Here is a 15,546-nt window from a genome sequence, read left to right as displayed (position 1 = left end):
AGAGATTTTAATGCATGTAGCGAGGAATTATTGCTTTATTATCCAACTTAAATGTGAAAAATACTTAATTTTAATTCAGTATAAGGCTATTAAAGCATGAATAATCTAAATTATATTTAAACAATAAAAAACCCGCCGAAGCGGGTTTTTTATTCAAACTCTATAAATTAAACAGCTTGCTGAATAATTACGTTGTCTGCTTTTTTAGTGTACTGAGGCATACGGTGGAAGTTCAAGTAACGGTAAGTATCTGCTGCCGTTGCATTGATTTTCGCTGCATATTCCTGGTACTCAGCCGGAGTAGGTAATTTACCTAAAATTGCCGCCACTGCAGCAAGCTCTGCTGATGCTAAGAATACGTTTGCGCCTGTACCTAAACGGTTAGGGAAGTTACGTGTTGAAGTAGAAACAACTGTTGCTTTATCTGCAACGCGTGCTTGGTTACCCATACACAGTGAACACCCTGGAGTTTCAATACGTGCACCAACACGACCAAAGATACCGTAGTAACCTTCGTCTGTAAGTTGGTCTTTATCCATCTTCGTTGGTGGAGCAACCCAAAGCTGTGTTGGAATACGACCAGTAAAGCCATCTAATAATTTACCTGCGGCACGGAAGTGACCAATATTAGTCATACAAGAACCGATAAATACTTCATCGATTTTCTCACCTGTAACGTCAGATAGTAAACGCGCATCATCTGGGTCATTCGGAGCACAAAGTACCGGCTCTTTAATATCAGCTAGGTCGATTTCAAGTACGTGCTTGTATTCTGCATCCGCGTCAGCTTCCATAAGTTCTGGGTTAGCCAACCAATCTTGCATTGCAGTAATACGACGCTCGATTGTACGAACATCGCCGTAACCTTCAGAGATCATCCACTTAAGCATAACAATGTTAGACTCAAGGTACTCAGAGATAGACTCTTTAGAAAGCTTAACAGTACAACCTGCAGCTGAACGTTCTGCTGATGCATCTGATAGTTCAAATGCTTGCTCAACAGTTAAGTGCTCAACACCTTCAATTTCTAGTACACGGCCAGAGAATTCGTTGATTTTACCTTTCTTCTCAACCGTTAATAAGCCTTCTTTGATACCGTAGTAAGGAATTGCATGAACAAGATCACGTAATGTGATACCTGGCTGCATTTCACCTTTAAAGCGAACCAAAATAGACTCAGGCATATCAAGTGGCATAACACCTGTTGCTGCTGCGAATGCTACTGCACCTGAACCCGCTGGGAACGAAATACCTAATGGGAAACGAGTATGTGAATCACCACCAGTACCTACGGTATCTGGTAATAACATACGGTTTAACCACGAGTGAATTACACCGTCACCAGGGCGAAGTGAAACACCGCCACGGTTCATGATGAAATCAGGAAGCGTATGGTGCGTGTTTACGTCAATTGGTTTAGGGTAAGCAGAGGTATGACAGAATGACTGCATTGTTAAATCTGCAGAGAAACCTAAACATGCTAAGTCTTTAAGTTCATCACGTGTCATAGGACCAGTAGTATCTTGCGAACCTACAGTAGTCATTTTAGGCTCACAGTATTGGCCTGGGCGAATACCGGCTACGTTACATGCTTTACCAACCATTTTTTGCGCTAGTGTAAAGCCTTTGTCTGACTCTTCAGTCACTGCTGGTACTTTAAATACATCAGTAGCACCTAAACCTAAAGATGTACGTGCTTTGTCTGTTAAACCACGACCAATGATAAGTGGAATACGACCACCAGCACGAACTTCATCAAGGATTACATCTGATTTAAGTTCGAAAGTAGAGATAACATCATCAGTACCATGGCGTTTAACAACACCTTCGTATGGGTAAATATCAATTTGATCACCCATGTTGAACTCGTCAACATTTAATTCGATTGGTAATGCGCCAGAATCTTCCATTGTGTTAAAGAAGATAGGTGCTATTTTGTTACCTAAACATACACCACCAACACGTTTGTTTGGTACAAATGGGATATCATCACCCATAAACCAAAGCACAGAGTTAGTAGCAGACTTACGAGAAGAACCAGTACCTACAACGTCACCTACATAAGCAAGTGGTAAGCCTTTAGTTTTTAATTCTTCAAGCTGTACGATAGGACCTACTTCACCTGCTTTATCTGGGTTTATGCCATCACGCTCATTTTTTAGCATTGCCAAAGCATGAAGTGGGATATCAGGACGTGACCATGCATCTGGTGCAGGTGATAAGTCATCGGTGTTTGTTTCACCCGTTACTTTAAATACAGTAACAGAGATTTTTTCAGCTACTGCTGGCTTATTTGTAAACCATTGCGCTGCAGCCCAAGATTCGATAATTTGCTTAGCAAACACATTGCCTGCTTTGGCTTTTTCTTCTACGTCGTAGAAAGCATCAAACATAAGTAATGTGTTTGAAAGGCCTTTTACTACGATTGGCGCTAATGATTCGTCATCAAGTAGGTCAATCATTGGCGCAATGTTGTATCCGCCTAGCATTGTTCCTAATAATTCAGCTGCTTTTTCTTTAGAAATAAGAGAAGTAGTCGCTTCACCTTTAGCAACAGCGGCTAGGAAGCCTGCTTTGATGTAAGCAGCGTCATCAACACCTGGTGGTACACGATTGATTAATAAATCTAAAATGAATTCTTCTTCACCTGCCGGTGGGGTTTTTATTAATTCAATAAGATCAGCAGTTTGCTGAGCATCTAATGGCGCTGGTACGATACCTAACGCGGCACGTTCTTCTACGTGTTTACGATATTCTTGTAGCACAATATTGCCCTCTTGGTGACGTGAAAGTATTCGGTAGCGCTTCATGCGCACTTGTTACCCAATACTTATAGTATTCTAACGCGTAATTATAAAGCTTTTATAGATAGATGAAAATCCATCCAGTTACACAACTGATTATACCGACTATAAACACTATGAATAGTAGTTACGGGAAATTCTATTTCCATGAATACTTGTTAAGTAATAATCATTACTATTTAGGTAGGCAAGCATAAATAGCGGCCATAAAAAAACCCAGCATAAGCTGGGTTTTTATAATCAAAATAATCTATTAACGTAAAACTTTTACTGTTTTGATTGTTTTGATGTGCGCTTCAACACGACGATTCTCTGCGTGTGCAGCTGCTGTGTTAGCTTCATTTTTAAGGCGCTCTTCACCTAAACCTACCGTAGTAATGCGGTCAGATGCAATACCGTCAGCTATTAATTGCTTAGCTACCGAATCAGCACGCTTTTTAGATAGCATTTTGTTGTAAGTCGCTTTACCTACTGCTGAAGTATGACCTTCTAAAAGCACTGTTGTATCTGGGTAATCTTTTAAGAAAGATGCAACTTGATCGATGTCGTCTAAGTAACGCTGTGATACAGCAGCTTTGTCGTTAGGGAACGTTACTAATAAGCTCACAGTTACTTCTTTATCTTCATATAAAGTACAACCAGTACCATCGACAGCATCTGTCATTGGTGTATTAGGACACTTGTCATCAGCATCTAAAATATTGTCATTGTCGCTGTCTACTGGCTCAACCATAACTTCAACAACCTCTGGCGCAGGCTGTACCGGCTCAGCAGGCATAGTGTTTTGTCCAAAGAAATAGTTAATACCTAATTTAGCGCCAACATCTGTGTAACCTTTATCAATACCTTGGTATACAGCAGTTTCAACGTTAGCGAATAAGTTGTCAGTAATGAAGTGTCTGTAACCAACACCTGCATTTAAGAACGTGTTGTCATCAACAACGTCCATTGATTTTATACCAACTAAACCGTAGAAAGGACCGCCATCTAAATGGTAAAGCGCATCAATACCAAAACGGCTACCGTCGATATTGTTACGGTTACCAGCGGCTTTGTCGAATGCATTGAAATCAAGATCTGCATACTCTAAACGAGCACTCCAAAAATCGCTGAAGCGGTAACCCGCTTCAAGACCAAAGCCAGTCGACTCGTTTACGTCAAGACCAGCCTGTGCGCTCATATTTTCCCAAGACGCATCGTAGTAGTCGCCAAATGCGCCAATGTAGAAACCTTCTTGCTTGTCAGCAGCAAAAGTAGATACGCTAGTTGCAGCTAACGCAATTGCAATAGTTAGTGATTTTAATTTCATTGTTTTCTTCCCATTTTAACAACTAATAAATTGTGGCTAATTAAGTACTAGCTCACTAAGTTTTATACAGACTAACTCAACTTTTGTTAATCAATACTTAACGAAAAATAAAGTTTATAATTTTTTTCAATGCGATATAACGATATCCAACAAATCAGTTTAGGTGAAATTTAAAACTTTACCTAGCTAGAAACCAACTAGTTGATCATATAAATCGATAATCTGCAGAAGACACAAAGACAACTCAATCAATTGCTCTTGTTCACAATGAAACTAACTTATCTTTATGTTTAGATAGTAACACCGGAATTTGCTTTGCTCAATCAATGAACATCTCTGTGCTAAAATATCGTTATTTATAATCATTAACTTATCTTATTTTACAACACTTAAGTACCACAAAAAGTTTTATAGTCGGTATCATTTGACGGTACCTCCTGAAATTCGGTCATATCATCGCTGAACAAATACGGATTATTAGCTACTTTTACAAAACGGCTCATCAGTTTACTTGAACCAAGCTCATTATATTCAGCTAATATTGTTTCAATTATATGATTTCGCGGAATTATACGTGGATTGGCCGCTCGCATGGTTTTGTAGCTATCGTTACTTGTTCGGCTTTGCCACTTATTCGCCCACTCAATTAATTCTTTTGGAATAGTTGCATTGCCATTCACAAACTCCGTCAGTGCATCAAAAGTATTGGTGTAATCAAGATGATGTGCTTGCAATAATGTTAGTAGCTCAGAAACAAGATCTTTGTCGCCCTCTTTTGCACCAGCCAGGCCTAATTTTTTGCTCCACATTACTGTAAATTGAGTATTAAATTGCTCTGAAAAATGATGTATAACTGGAGTAAGTAATGACACAGCTTTTTCTTCATCATCGCTAATTAATGGGATAAGGCTTTCAGCTAAGCGAGCACAATTCCAACTCGCCATATTTGGCTGATTACCAAAAGAGTAGCGGCCTTGCTTGTCTATAGAGCTAAATACGGTGTCAAAATCAAAGCTATCCATCATTGCACACGGGCCATAATCTATAGTTTCGCCACTTACGAGCGTGTTATCGGTGTTCATAACGCCATGAACAAACCCAACGCGCATCCAATTAATAATCAAGTTCACTTGATTGCTAATGACTGCTGTCAAAAAAGCGATATACCGCTCAGGGCCTTCACTCGTTATTTCAGGGTAATGGCGTTTAATTGCTAAATCAGCTAATTTTTTTAATCCCTCAGCATCGCCTTGGGTTGCTAAGTATTGAAACGAGCCAACACGAATATGGCTGCTTGCTAGGCGAGTAACAACAGCCCCTGGTTGAGGCGGATTACGGTAAACCGCTTCGCCGGTACCAACCACAGCCAAACAACGAGTAGTGGGAATACCTAATGCGTGCATAGCTTCACTCATTACGTATTCACGAATAGCAGGGCCTAATGCACATCGCCCATCGCCACCTCTAGAATACGGGGTAGCGCCTGAGCCCTTTAACTGAATGTCCCACAGCTGGTTTTTATCGTCATTTATAGCACCAAGCAAATGCGCTCGCCCATCACCCAAACGCGGCGAAAAGTGACCAAACTGGTGCCCAGAATAACCAAGCGCTACCGACTTTATTTGCTGTGATTCATTGCCTGCAAAGGTACTAGGACGCAGCTGCGGCTCAACACCTATATTAAACTGCTTTGCTAACGCTTCGTTCCACAAAAGCAGTTGCGGAGCTGCAACGCTTGATGGTTGATCTTCTATTGCGAAATTATCTGCTATGTCTGTGTATCTCGGCACTAGTTTCATGGTTAATTTCCTGACTGTTGACGTATACCTACGCGATTGTCACCCACACCATAGGCCACAATTAAACTTAGCTCTTGCATACTTAAACCACTTTGCTTTTGCATTTCGTTAAAAAATGCCTGCGCAGCAGTGAGTGATTTTTTAGTTTGCAGCCCACCATCAATAATTTTATGTGCCCTTAGGTAACTCTCTACATCTCGCGAAAGTAAAAAAGTGTCTTTGCCAAGTGCTCTTAAGGCATAAGGGCCTGTATTACCGCCTAATCGGGCACCGTGTTTTTTTAAATGCGCCCATAAACCAATAATATTATCTGTTGGCCACTGGGCAATAAACTTGCTAAAACTGCCATATTCCTGTGCTATTTCGTGGATCATGTAGGCATTTTCAGGAATTGTTTTCACTTTTTTATAATTACGAATAATACGCTCATCACTCGCTTTTTGCTCGAGCATATCGGGCGGCATCATTAATAGCTTATCAACGCTGAATTCCCAAAAAACCTCTCTAAAGCCCGGCCATTTGCTGTTTATTACCGACCAGTAAAAACCACTTTGAAAAACTTTTCGGGTAAATTCTTCAAGCCAATCGTCGTCACTTAATGCGCTTAATGCTTTTTTAGATAAGGGTTTTGCGAGTAATAACTTAAGCATTTTTTCAGAGCCTTTTCGCTCTACTGCTCGCTTATAAATATCGCTAAATTTTTCCATACTTATTAAATACCTCGCTGCTCATAGGGTTAGTTTACGAGAAAAGCAGCCAATACGTAACCACCCACATTTTCGATGAACTAATCTGTATCCTGCAACTTGACACCTAGACGGCTAAAATGTTTTAATCGCCGCAATTACCCTATTTAAATTGTATTTTGTTAAACCTTTTGCGGTTAAACAAAATACAAAGGGCTAGAAGAGGTGCGTTATTCAGGTAGCGTATGTTAGGAGCGCAAACTCCAGTGAGCATACGTCAGGGGAATACCGCCGAGAGGTAAACGCTTTTGCGAAGCAATTACTTCGGGCGACTAGGTTGAATCCTAGCGACTGTCACCAATAGCTGTTTTAAAACAGCTTATTAGTTTGGTGGAGAGCTTCTGGTCTTAAATAATAAGGCCGTGCGCCCTATTATTTTAAGCCCATTCGCTCTTCGAATACTGTTCGAACGACGTTAATGCGGCTCACATCATACAGCCCCTTTAATATCTCGAACACCTTATAGGTTCGTAAGAGATGATCAATAATTTCAATTTAGATGACTACGCACTGTGGACAGCGCTTGTTACGCCGTTTGATCAACAAGGTAATGTTGACTACGACACGCTCACAACACTTGTTAGCGAACAAGAAGCAGCACACAACGGTATTTTACTGCTCGGTAGCACAGGTGAAGGTTTAGCCCTTACGCTTAATGAGCAGCAAGGCATTGTTGAGCATGTGTGCCAATTAAAACCCAGTGTACCGCTTATGGTTGCTGTTGGTGGTAGTAACTTGGCCCAACAAAAAGAATGGGTTAGCTACTGTAACCAATTACCTATTCACAGCTACTTATTAGGCTCGCCTCTTTATGCAAAACCAGGGGCTGTAGGTCAAACACATTGGTACGAAAGCTTATTAAACGAAAGCGCGCATCCGTGTATGTTATACAACGTACCTGGGCGCAGCGGTGTAAGCATTCCTATCGAAACCATTGAAAACTTAAAAGCGCACCCAAAACTGTGGGCTTTGAAAGAAGCCAGTGGCAACATCACCCAATTTGAAGCATACCGACAAGCCGCGCCTAATTTAGCGCTATACAGTGGCGACGATGCACTTATGCCCTATTTCGCCCAAGCAGGTGCAAAAGGCTTAGTATCAGTTGCGGCAAACGCGTGGCCTTTGCAAACACACGAATTTGTAAAACGCAGCTTAAGTGGCCAACACCCCAATTTATTTGCTCAGTGGACTCGCGCTATTAATAGCCTATTTGCTGTAGCAAACCCTATTCCCGTTAAAGTGCTAATGCACCAACAAGGCCGCTTAAGTAGCCCGTTGCTGCGCCCGCCTTTAACGCATCTTGAGTTAACGCAAACCGATTGCATTACCACTGCAAACGACACCATTTTATCTTGGCATTAAATACAGGTTTTTATAATGAGCTGGTTAGAACTACTAAATAATTTAGAATCGGGCGCAGTACGCGCAGCATCAAAAAACGAAAGCGGCCAATGGGAAGCTAACGTAGAAGTAAAACAAGGCATTTTAGAAGCCTTTAAAAATGGCACTAACACCGAGTTTGCGGGCGGGTTTGTTGATAAGCACAACCTTGCACCGCAAGAGTTTAGCACTGACGACGGCGTGCGTATGGTACCAGGTGGTTCAAGCGTTCGCCGCGGTGCCTACGTAGCTAAAGGCACTATTATTATGCCACCAGCGTACGTAAATATTGGCGCATACATCGACGAAGGCACTATGGTTGATAGCCACGCATTAGTGGGTTCGTGTGCACAAGTAGGTAAAAACGTACATTTGAGCGCAGCCGTGCAACTTGGTGGTGTACTTGAGCCAATTGGTGCAAGCCCAGTTGTAGTTGAGGACGATGCGTTTATTGGCGCAGGTTGTGTCATTGTTGAAGGCGTAGTGGTTAAAAAAGGCGCGGTACTGGCACCAGGCGTGCGTTTATCTGCAACCATTCCGGTGTACGACTGCGTTAACGAGCGCCAGCTAGATAAAGGCGAGCCAATTCCAGAATACGCAATTGTAATACCTGGCTCTCGCCCGGCATCTAACGAATGGGCACGAGAGCAAGGCTTAAGCATGTCGTGTGCGTTAATTGTTAAATACCGCGACGAACAAAGCGATGCATCATTATTGCTAGAAGAGGTTTTACGATAATGAGCTTTTTGAGCACGCCAATCAAAACCGCTGTTAATACGCTTACACAGCAACTTGATACACCTTTTTTTGTTTACGACCTAGATAAACTAAACGCACACCTTGCGCACTTAGTTGCGCAAACCGATGTAAAACTTTGGTATGCAGTAAAAGCGAACCCGCTTTCTAAGATTATTCAAAGCTTAGATAGCGCAAGCTTTAACTTTGACGTAGCAAGTAAAGGTGAACTTGAACAAGTCCTTGCACAAGGTATTAGTTCGCAGCGCGTGCTCAACACAGGGCCTGCAAAGAGCCCTAAACAAATTAAACACTTTATTGAGCGCGGCGTACGTATTTTTGTTGCCGAAAGCCTCAATCAAGTGCGTTGGTTAAACCAACAAGCGCAGCTGCAAAATACGCAGCTGCAAGTTTTATTGCGTGTGCAACTACGCTGGCCTGAAGGTGAAAAAAACCCACTAGGCGGCGACAGCCTAACTCCGTTTGGGCTTGGCTGCGATGAATGGCAAGCGCTCAATACTGGCGATTACCCAGCACTTAATTTTGATGGCCTGCATATTTTTCAGTGGGGCAACATGCTTAGCACGCAAAAGCTAAGCGAGCTGTGGTCGCAAATGATTGCACCGCTTACCACCTTGGCTAATAACTTAAATATAAACCTTAAAATTCTCGATTTAGGCGGCGGTTTAGGCATTCCTTATACACAAAACGAGACAATCCTTGAGTGGGATGGCCTTATAGCCGCGCTTGCTAAAATTAAAAAAGAGGCGGGTGTAGACGAGCTTTGGATGGAGCTTGGCCGCTTCGCTGTAGGCGAATGCGGTCATTATGCTAACCCCGTAGTAGAGTGCAAACAAAACTACGGCCAACAGCAAGTTATTTTAACCGGTGGTATTAACCACTTATTGCGTCCTGCTGTTACAAGCCAAGATTTTCCTGCGGCGTTATTGCGCGAATCAACGGCGCCAGAACAAGCAATGAGCCTATATGGCCCATTATGTACTGCCCTTGATTGCTTAGGCGAGCATACCCTACCAAGCGATTTAAACGAGCAAGACTGGCTGGTGTTTAGCCAATGTGGCGCCTATGGTTTTACCGAAAGCATGCCCTATTTTTTATGCCATGAACTAGCTGCAGAATACGTGTTACAAAATGGCGAGCTCACCTGTGTACGCCAAGCAGAAGATGCCAGTCACTACTTAAGGTAATAAACATGAGCATAACAACACCCATTAGCCAAGAAAACATTGTAGTAGGGGAAGTAGCAAATGGCTTGCCTCTCACTATTCCGGTGTATCGCTTAAAAGGCGACGGCACAGGTCCAAGCGTGTATATTCAAGCCAACATGCATGGCGCCGAGGTACAAGGTAACGCGGTTATTTTTCAGCTGCTAGAGCAGTTAAAACAGCTCAATTTAAAAGGCGACATTACCTTAGTACCATATGCTAACCCTATTGGTTGCAATCAAAAATCAGGGGAGTTTACCCTTGGCCGATTCGACCCTATTACTGGCACTAACTGGAACCGTATGTATCACTACAATAGTGATTTAGTCACCCAGTTTGCCAAAGATCATAGCCAGTACGACGATGCAGCTTTAAAAGATAACTTTAAACAAGCCTTGCTTGATGAAATAGACACCAAACTTAACGGCCCCGCATATTTACTCAATACCGGTAAACGCATTGCGCTTAACCTGCAAAAGCTTGCGCACCAAGCCGACATAGTGCTCGATTTACACACAGGCCCTATTTCAAGTAAGCATTTATATTGCCCAACCTATGCAACAGACAGTGCTCGTTATTTTAATATTGAACATGTACTGCTGATCCCAAGCGACTTTGATGGCGCTATGGATGAAGCTAGCTTTTGCCCATGGTGGCACTTAAGTAATGCACTTAGCGCGCAAGGGCGTTCGTTCAACGTGCAGGTAGAAGCCTTTACAGTTGAGCTAGGTAGCCAAGAAAAAATAGATTTAAAAGAAGCACTCAACGATGCAAAGAGCATATTATGCTACCTAAATCATAAGAACGTATTAGTAGATGCACCGCATAAACCAGCTAATATAACTCGCTATGCGTGTAACCTAGATGACTACTTTGCCTATTACGCCCCTATTGGCGGCATGGTTGAATATGTAGCACCACTTGGTGGTCATATTAAAGCAGGCGAGCCCATCGCACATATTTTACGTATGGAACGCTATCTAAGTGAACAACCATTACAAACGCTGACTCTTGATTGCGATGCTATCGCTATTTTGCACTTTGCCTCAGCAAGCGTTAATCAAGGCACTGAGTTGTATAAATTTTTTACAAACGTATTTGAGCTATAGCTCACCCTTCTCATTGCGTGAGAGTACATTAATCTCCTAAGTTAATGTACATTAGATAAAGCGGCTTTGGCCGCTTTTCTTTTGACCTGTTAGTACCGCCTTTAACGTAATGTAAACAGTTCAGTAAAAGTTCACTGTACCTAATGTAAAAAGCGTTATAATAAAATAAATCACAACCTACCCAATACTCACAAGGAATTACAATGAGCTGGCGCCACTGGATCACCCTTTCAGCTTTACTAAGTACCGCAGCATTTGCGCAAGAAGAAGTACAAAAAAACGAGCAAGACAGCAGTATAGAACTCGTCAAGCAATGTATTTTGAATGAAGTAATTGGAGGCGATGGCAAGCAAACACTCGATGAGCTTCGTAAAAAATGTTCTGCACTGGAAGAAAACAAACAACTGACCGCACTTGATAAACGCCAAGCACGTGAAGAGGTTGGTAAAAAAAATCGTAATGTAATCACACCCCACAAACGAAATTACATATTGCCATTATCATACGTATCGCATCCTAACGATCGCCCTTTTGACCGTTTTGATGAGCTCACCGATGAACAAGATGGTGATACGCTCGATAACTTAGAAGCAAAATATCAACTTTCAATCAAGGTTCCCTTGTTTGACGAATTTTCTGACGAAGACCAAGCCTTGTATTTTGGTTTTACGCTGCAATCGTATTGGCAAATTTATAACTCAGAAATTTCATCGCCATTTCGTGAAACCAACTACGAACCTGAAATTTTTTGGATAAATTACCTGGATCCAGAAAACGTACTTTGGGGCGATGAAATGGCTATTGTGTTAGGTATTTCACACCAGTCAAATGGTCGAAGCCAACCAAACTCGCGCTCGTGGAACCGTATTTACGCCGACTTCATATGGGAAAACCGAGGCTTTGTTTTTAGCTTTAAACCTTGGTATCGCATAGCTGAAGACGAAAAAGAAAACCTGCTAGATGCAAAAGGTGATGATAACCCTGATATTTACAAATACATGGGGTACTTTGAATTTAGCGGTGCTTATCGTTATCACGACCATGAATTTAGCTTTATGACTCGCAATAATTTAAATTCAGACAATCGTGGTGCACTTCAGCTTGATTGGTCATTTCCTTTGTGGGGCCGCGTTCGTGGCTACGCGCAATACTTTAACGGCTACGGTGAAAGCCTAATAGATTATAACGCTGACGTTGAGCGTATTGGTGTGGGTATATTATTAACTGATTTGTTGTAAAATCAGCTTATGAGAAAGCCAAGCATTAATTATTAAGTGCTTGGCTTTTTTAATTAAAAATTACTCGTTATTTTTTTACTGCAAACACACCTTCAAACTCAGCAACTACGTTGTCACCATCATAAATGGTTACCGGTACCACATAACTTGTTTTACCATCGGCTTCTAAATCGCTTAACTTTCCTTTACACGCTTGTAAATCTACACAACCACGCGGATCTGTATTGAGTGGTTTCAAGTACTTAATACTCGCATCGGCTAAAACTATGCTACCTTCAAGTCCCGCTTCTTTGAGCGCTAAATACGTTGCGCCCCAGCCAGTTAATGTGGCTAAACTATAAATAGAACCAGCAAACATCGTGTTATGTAAATTTAAATTAGCGTCTAAATCAGCGCTGGTTGTAAATTGCCAATCGGTGTAACTTTCTACTTTAATGCCCATTGCATCACTAATAGGAATTGATTCTCGCCAGATATTTTGCAGTACCTGAGTCCAATTTGGATGGCGGAACCAACCCGGCTCACTCGGTTTTTGCTTAACCATTTTATAATGCTGTACGTCACCATATGCCAAGTGCGCTTTTTCTTTTAATTCGTACCCATGACGCTTATAAAACTCAAGTGCCCGCTCACGTGCAAATAACACCAGTTCATCGGCATTTTGTGTCCACGCTATTTTTTCTAAATCGTGTAACAGGCGACTACCAATATGCTGATTTCGGTTACCTTCAGCCACAGCCATATAACGAACCTGAGCTTGCTCGTGGTTATTAAAATGTAATCGAGCCACACCTAATACGTCACCCCCTTTATTTTTTATAAAGCGGTGTTCAGCGTCTTGTTCTAAATCATCTTGTTCAGAACCTCTTGGTTCCCCCCAAGGAGCGCGTAAAACCTGCCAGCGTAATTGATAATAAGCTTGCCAATCTTCGCTACTTTGTGGGGTACTTACCTGAAACATACTTACTCCTGTTGCTGTAAAAGCCGCATGTAAAAATTTAAAAAGGCCTCAACCTGTTGATGGCAAATACCATACTCCATCTTAACAGAACTGCAAATACGACTTTGGTGAAGCTTTTAAAATACGTAAAAAATTAATGACAGATCCCATTGCGCTTTACTAAAGCTGGTTTATGCTAAATACCATGACCACATACATTGATGCCTCAACAGGCCTAATTAACAGTCATTTTATTGAAAACAGCCAAAATGAAGGAACGCTACTTTATTGGCAAAACGTAAATGGCGATCATATTCAAGTTCGCGAGCATGGTAATTTACGCTGGCTGTTAATAAACAACACGTTGCAATCCATTATCGACGTCAATAATCCACGAACTCTGTTGTTCCCTCATTTGCAATATTTAGCAGCGCAATGGCAAACACTGCCACCACCTACCAACGTGCTTGAACTTGGATTGGGCGGTGGGGCTATTCGTAACTATTTACTTAAGCAACACCCTCAAGTAAATATAACGTCAGTTGAAAAAAATGCAGGCATATTGGCATGTTATTCACAGTTTTTTGCATCAAGCAGTAACGAAAACTTACTATGCAATGATGCGCAGGTGGTACTTACTACTGCGCGTGATATAGATTGGGTTATATTAGATTTATTCTGCCAGATAGATGCGCCCCGATTTTTATTTGAGCACGCATTTTATGAAAAAATTCACGCAGCACTTAACACTACCGGCAAACTATTTATTAACTTTTTATCGCAACATAACTCACAGTTAAAACAGCTCCAAAAGCTATTATTCGATGTATTTGGTTATACTGTATACCCTCAAAAAATTTCAGGTTACGTTAACCATATAGTGGTCATTAGTAAACAACACCCTAAACAGATAAGTTAAACGTAACCGGTCCATCGTTGCATAAACTCACTTGCATGTCGGCACCAAACTCACCGGTGGCGACTCTAATTCCCAGCGCTTTGGCTTGGTCTACAAAATACACATACAACTCATTAGCCTGGGTTGGGGTCGCTGCCGATGAAAAGCTTGGACGCATCCCTTTTTTAGTATTTGCGGCTAACGTAAATTGCGAAACAACTAATAATTCACCACCCATGTCCTTTAAACTTAGATTCATTTTATCGTTTTCGTCGGTAAAAATTCGGTAATTACTGACTTTATGTAAAAGCTTATCAGCTGCCCCTTTATCGTCTACCTTTTCAACACCTAACAAAAGTAAAATACCTTGCTCTATTTGCCCAATTACCTGGTTGTTAACTTCTACCTTTGCGTGTTTTACGCGCTGTATTAGCCCTTGCATTTAACTTATATCCTTTGATTTAGGTTCTTCTTCCAGTTCTATTTCTGGGGTATCCTCAATATCATTTGGGCTAATACACGCCGTAAATTCGGCGCCTAAAAGTACAACTACCCACGCTAAATACACCCACACAAATAAAATAGGAATTGTTGCTACCGCACCGTAAATAACCTCATATGAAGGAAAGTGGCTAATATAAAGTGCAAATCCTTTTTTTGTTAGCTCAAATAAAAGTGCAGCAAACAATGCCCCTGGCACAGCGGCTCTAAACGATACGCGTGTATTTGGCACTAAGGTATAAAGCATGATGAAGCCCATCATCGAAATTCCATAGGGAAGTAATTTTAATAAAAACCCACTGAAACCTGGAATACCTTGATCAGCAAACGAGACCAAAGAAACAATATATGAAGTTACACCGATACTTGCCCCCAGTAATACTGGGCCTAAACTCAAGACCATCCAATATACTGCAAATGAAATCATCATTGGGCGCTTTTTCTTAATACGCCAAATACGATTAAGTGTTGCATCTACATTACGTATTAAAAGTAAGGCAACAGCGGCTAAAAAACCTATACCCACTGCAGTCATTTGATTGGCATTGCCTGCAAAGGAGCTAATATGCTCTCTGATCACATCCGTAGAGGTCGGCACAAAGTTAGTAAACAAAAAGCTTTCTATTTCCATACGAGTCGATTCAAACCCCGGGAACGCTGAAAATATTGCAACCCCTACAGCGATAAGCGGTATTAATGAAAGCAGAGTTACGTAAGCAAGGTAACCAGCATTGACTGTAATTTGATCGTCTATACAACGATTAATATATTGCATCCACCAACCGGGTTGCTGGCGCATAAAGGACTTAACTTGCTGTTTGTAATGGGAGAGCTTATCATTCATACAATTGACTTGTGCTT

General features: G+C 41.5%; 13 protein-coding genes and 1 riboswitch. Of the genes, 6 read left to right on the top strand and 7 right to left on the bottom strand.

Annotated features, from left to right (window positions below; translation table 11 throughout):
- Positions 1-167 precede the first annotated feature (167 nt).
- From acnB to R0J88_RS11125, 4 genes are all read right to left on the bottom strand, one after another.
- A complete protein-coding gene (gene acnB, locus R0J88_RS11140; protein ID WP_410899941.1) occupies positions 168-2,765 on the bottom strand; it encodes a bifunctional aconitate hydratase 2/2-methylisocitrate dehydratase in 2,598 nt (865 codons plus the stop codon).
- 292 nt (positions 2,766-3,057) lie between these two features.
- A complete protein-coding gene (locus R0J88_RS11135) occupies positions 3,058-4,113 on the bottom strand; it encodes an OmpA family protein (protein WP_006791316.1) in 1,056 nt (351 codons plus the stop codon).
- 389 nt (positions 4,114-4,502) lie between these two features.
- Positions 4,503-5,912, bottom strand: coding sequence for a protein adenylyltransferase SelO (locus R0J88_RS11130; RefSeq protein ID WP_410899923.1), 1,410 nt, complete (start codon positions 5,910-5,912; stop codon positions 4,503-4,505).
- 2 nt (positions 5,913-5,914) lie between these two features.
- Complete coding sequence (locus tag R0J88_RS11125) at positions 5,915-6,619, bottom strand: DNA-3-methyladenine glycosylase I (protein WP_341218979.1); 705 nt, start codon at positions 6,617-6,619, stop codon at positions 5,915-5,917.
- A 191-nt stretch (positions 6,620-6,810) separates the two neighbouring features.
- Positions 6,811-7,007: riboswitch (Lysine riboswitch) on the top strand.
- A 128-nt stretch (positions 7,008-7,135) separates the two neighbouring features.
- On the opposite strand from R0J88_RS11125, the gene dapA reads away from it, so the two are divergent.
- The 5 genes from dapA (at position 7,136) to R0J88_RS11100 (ending at position 12,346) form a co-directional block, all read left to right on the top strand.
- Complete coding sequence (gene dapA, locus R0J88_RS11120) at positions 7,136-8,020, top strand: 4-hydroxy-tetrahydrodipicolinate synthase (protein WP_410899922.1); 885 nt, start codon at positions 7,136-7,138, stop codon at positions 8,018-8,020.
- A 15-nt stretch (positions 8,021-8,035) separates the two neighbouring features.
- Positions 8,036-8,776 carry a 2,3,4,5-tetrahydropyridine-2,6-dicarboxylate N-succinyltransferase gene (locus tag R0J88_RS11115; protein ID WP_410899921.1) on the top strand — a complete coding sequence of 247 codons (741 nt, stop codon included), beginning with the start codon at positions 8,036-8,038 and terminating at the stop codon, positions 8,774-8,776.
- On the top strand, positions 8,776-9,981 hold the full coding sequence (locus R0J88_RS11110) for a PLP-dependent decarboxylase (RefSeq protein ID WP_410899920.1): 1,206 nt from the start codon (positions 8,776-8,778) through the stop codon (positions 9,979-9,981). Before R0J88_RS11115 ends, R0J88_RS11110 begins: the two co-directional genes overlap by 1 nt.
- Before the next feature lie 5 nt (positions 9,982-9,986).
- Positions 9,987-11,108: a succinylglutamate desuccinylase/aspartoacylase family protein gene (locus tag R0J88_RS11105; protein ID WP_410899919.1), complete on the top strand. Its 1,122-nt coding sequence runs from the start codon at positions 9,987-9,989 to the stop codon at positions 11,106-11,108.
- Positions 11,109-11,311: 203 nt separating this feature from the next.
- Complete coding sequence (locus tag R0J88_RS11100; protein ID WP_248520054.1) at positions 11,312-12,346, top strand: phospholipase A; 1,035 nt, start codon at positions 11,312-11,314, stop codon at positions 12,344-12,346.
- Positions 12,347-12,413: 67 nt separating this feature from the next.
- Here the strand turns inward: R0J88_RS11100 and R0J88_RS11095 are convergent, their stop codons facing one another.
- Positions 12,414-13,307 carry a YiiD C-terminal domain-containing protein gene (locus R0J88_RS11095; RefSeq protein ID WP_410899918.1) on the bottom strand — a complete coding sequence of 298 codons (894 nt, stop codon included), beginning with the start codon at positions 13,305-13,307 and terminating at the stop codon, positions 12,414-12,416.
- Between the two features lie 172 nt (positions 13,308-13,479).
- Here R0J88_RS11095 and R0J88_RS11090 point away from each other — a divergent pair, with 172 nt between their 5' ends.
- A complete protein-coding gene (locus R0J88_RS11090; RefSeq protein WP_410899917.1) occupies positions 13,480-14,205 on the top strand; it encodes a spermidine synthase in 726 nt (241 codons plus the stop codon).
- Here R0J88_RS11090 and dtd read toward each other — a convergent pair.
- Both dtd and R0J88_RS11080 read right to left on the bottom strand, forming a co-directional pair.
- A complete protein-coding gene (dtd, locus tag R0J88_RS11085; RefSeq protein ID WP_410899916.1) occupies positions 14,189-14,626 on the bottom strand; it encodes a D-aminoacyl-tRNA deacylase in 438 nt (145 codons plus the stop codon). The genes R0J88_RS11090 and dtd overlap by 17 nt on opposite strands.
- Positions 14,627-15,529: a virulence factor BrkB family protein gene (locus R0J88_RS11080; RefSeq protein ID WP_008127015.1), complete on the bottom strand. Its 903-nt coding sequence runs from the start codon at positions 15,527-15,529 to the stop codon at positions 14,627-14,629. It lies immediately after the preceding gene.
- Positions 15,530-15,546 lie beyond the last annotated feature (17 nt).

The sequence above is a fragment of the Pseudoalteromonas sp. SIMBA_162 genome (assembly GCF_046535955.1).
Taxonomy (GTDB): domain Bacteria; phylum Pseudomonadota; class Gammaproteobacteria; order Enterobacterales; family Alteromonadaceae; genus Pseudoalteromonas; species Pseudoalteromonas marina.
This window is presented reverse-complemented; position numbering and strand designations above follow the sequence as displayed.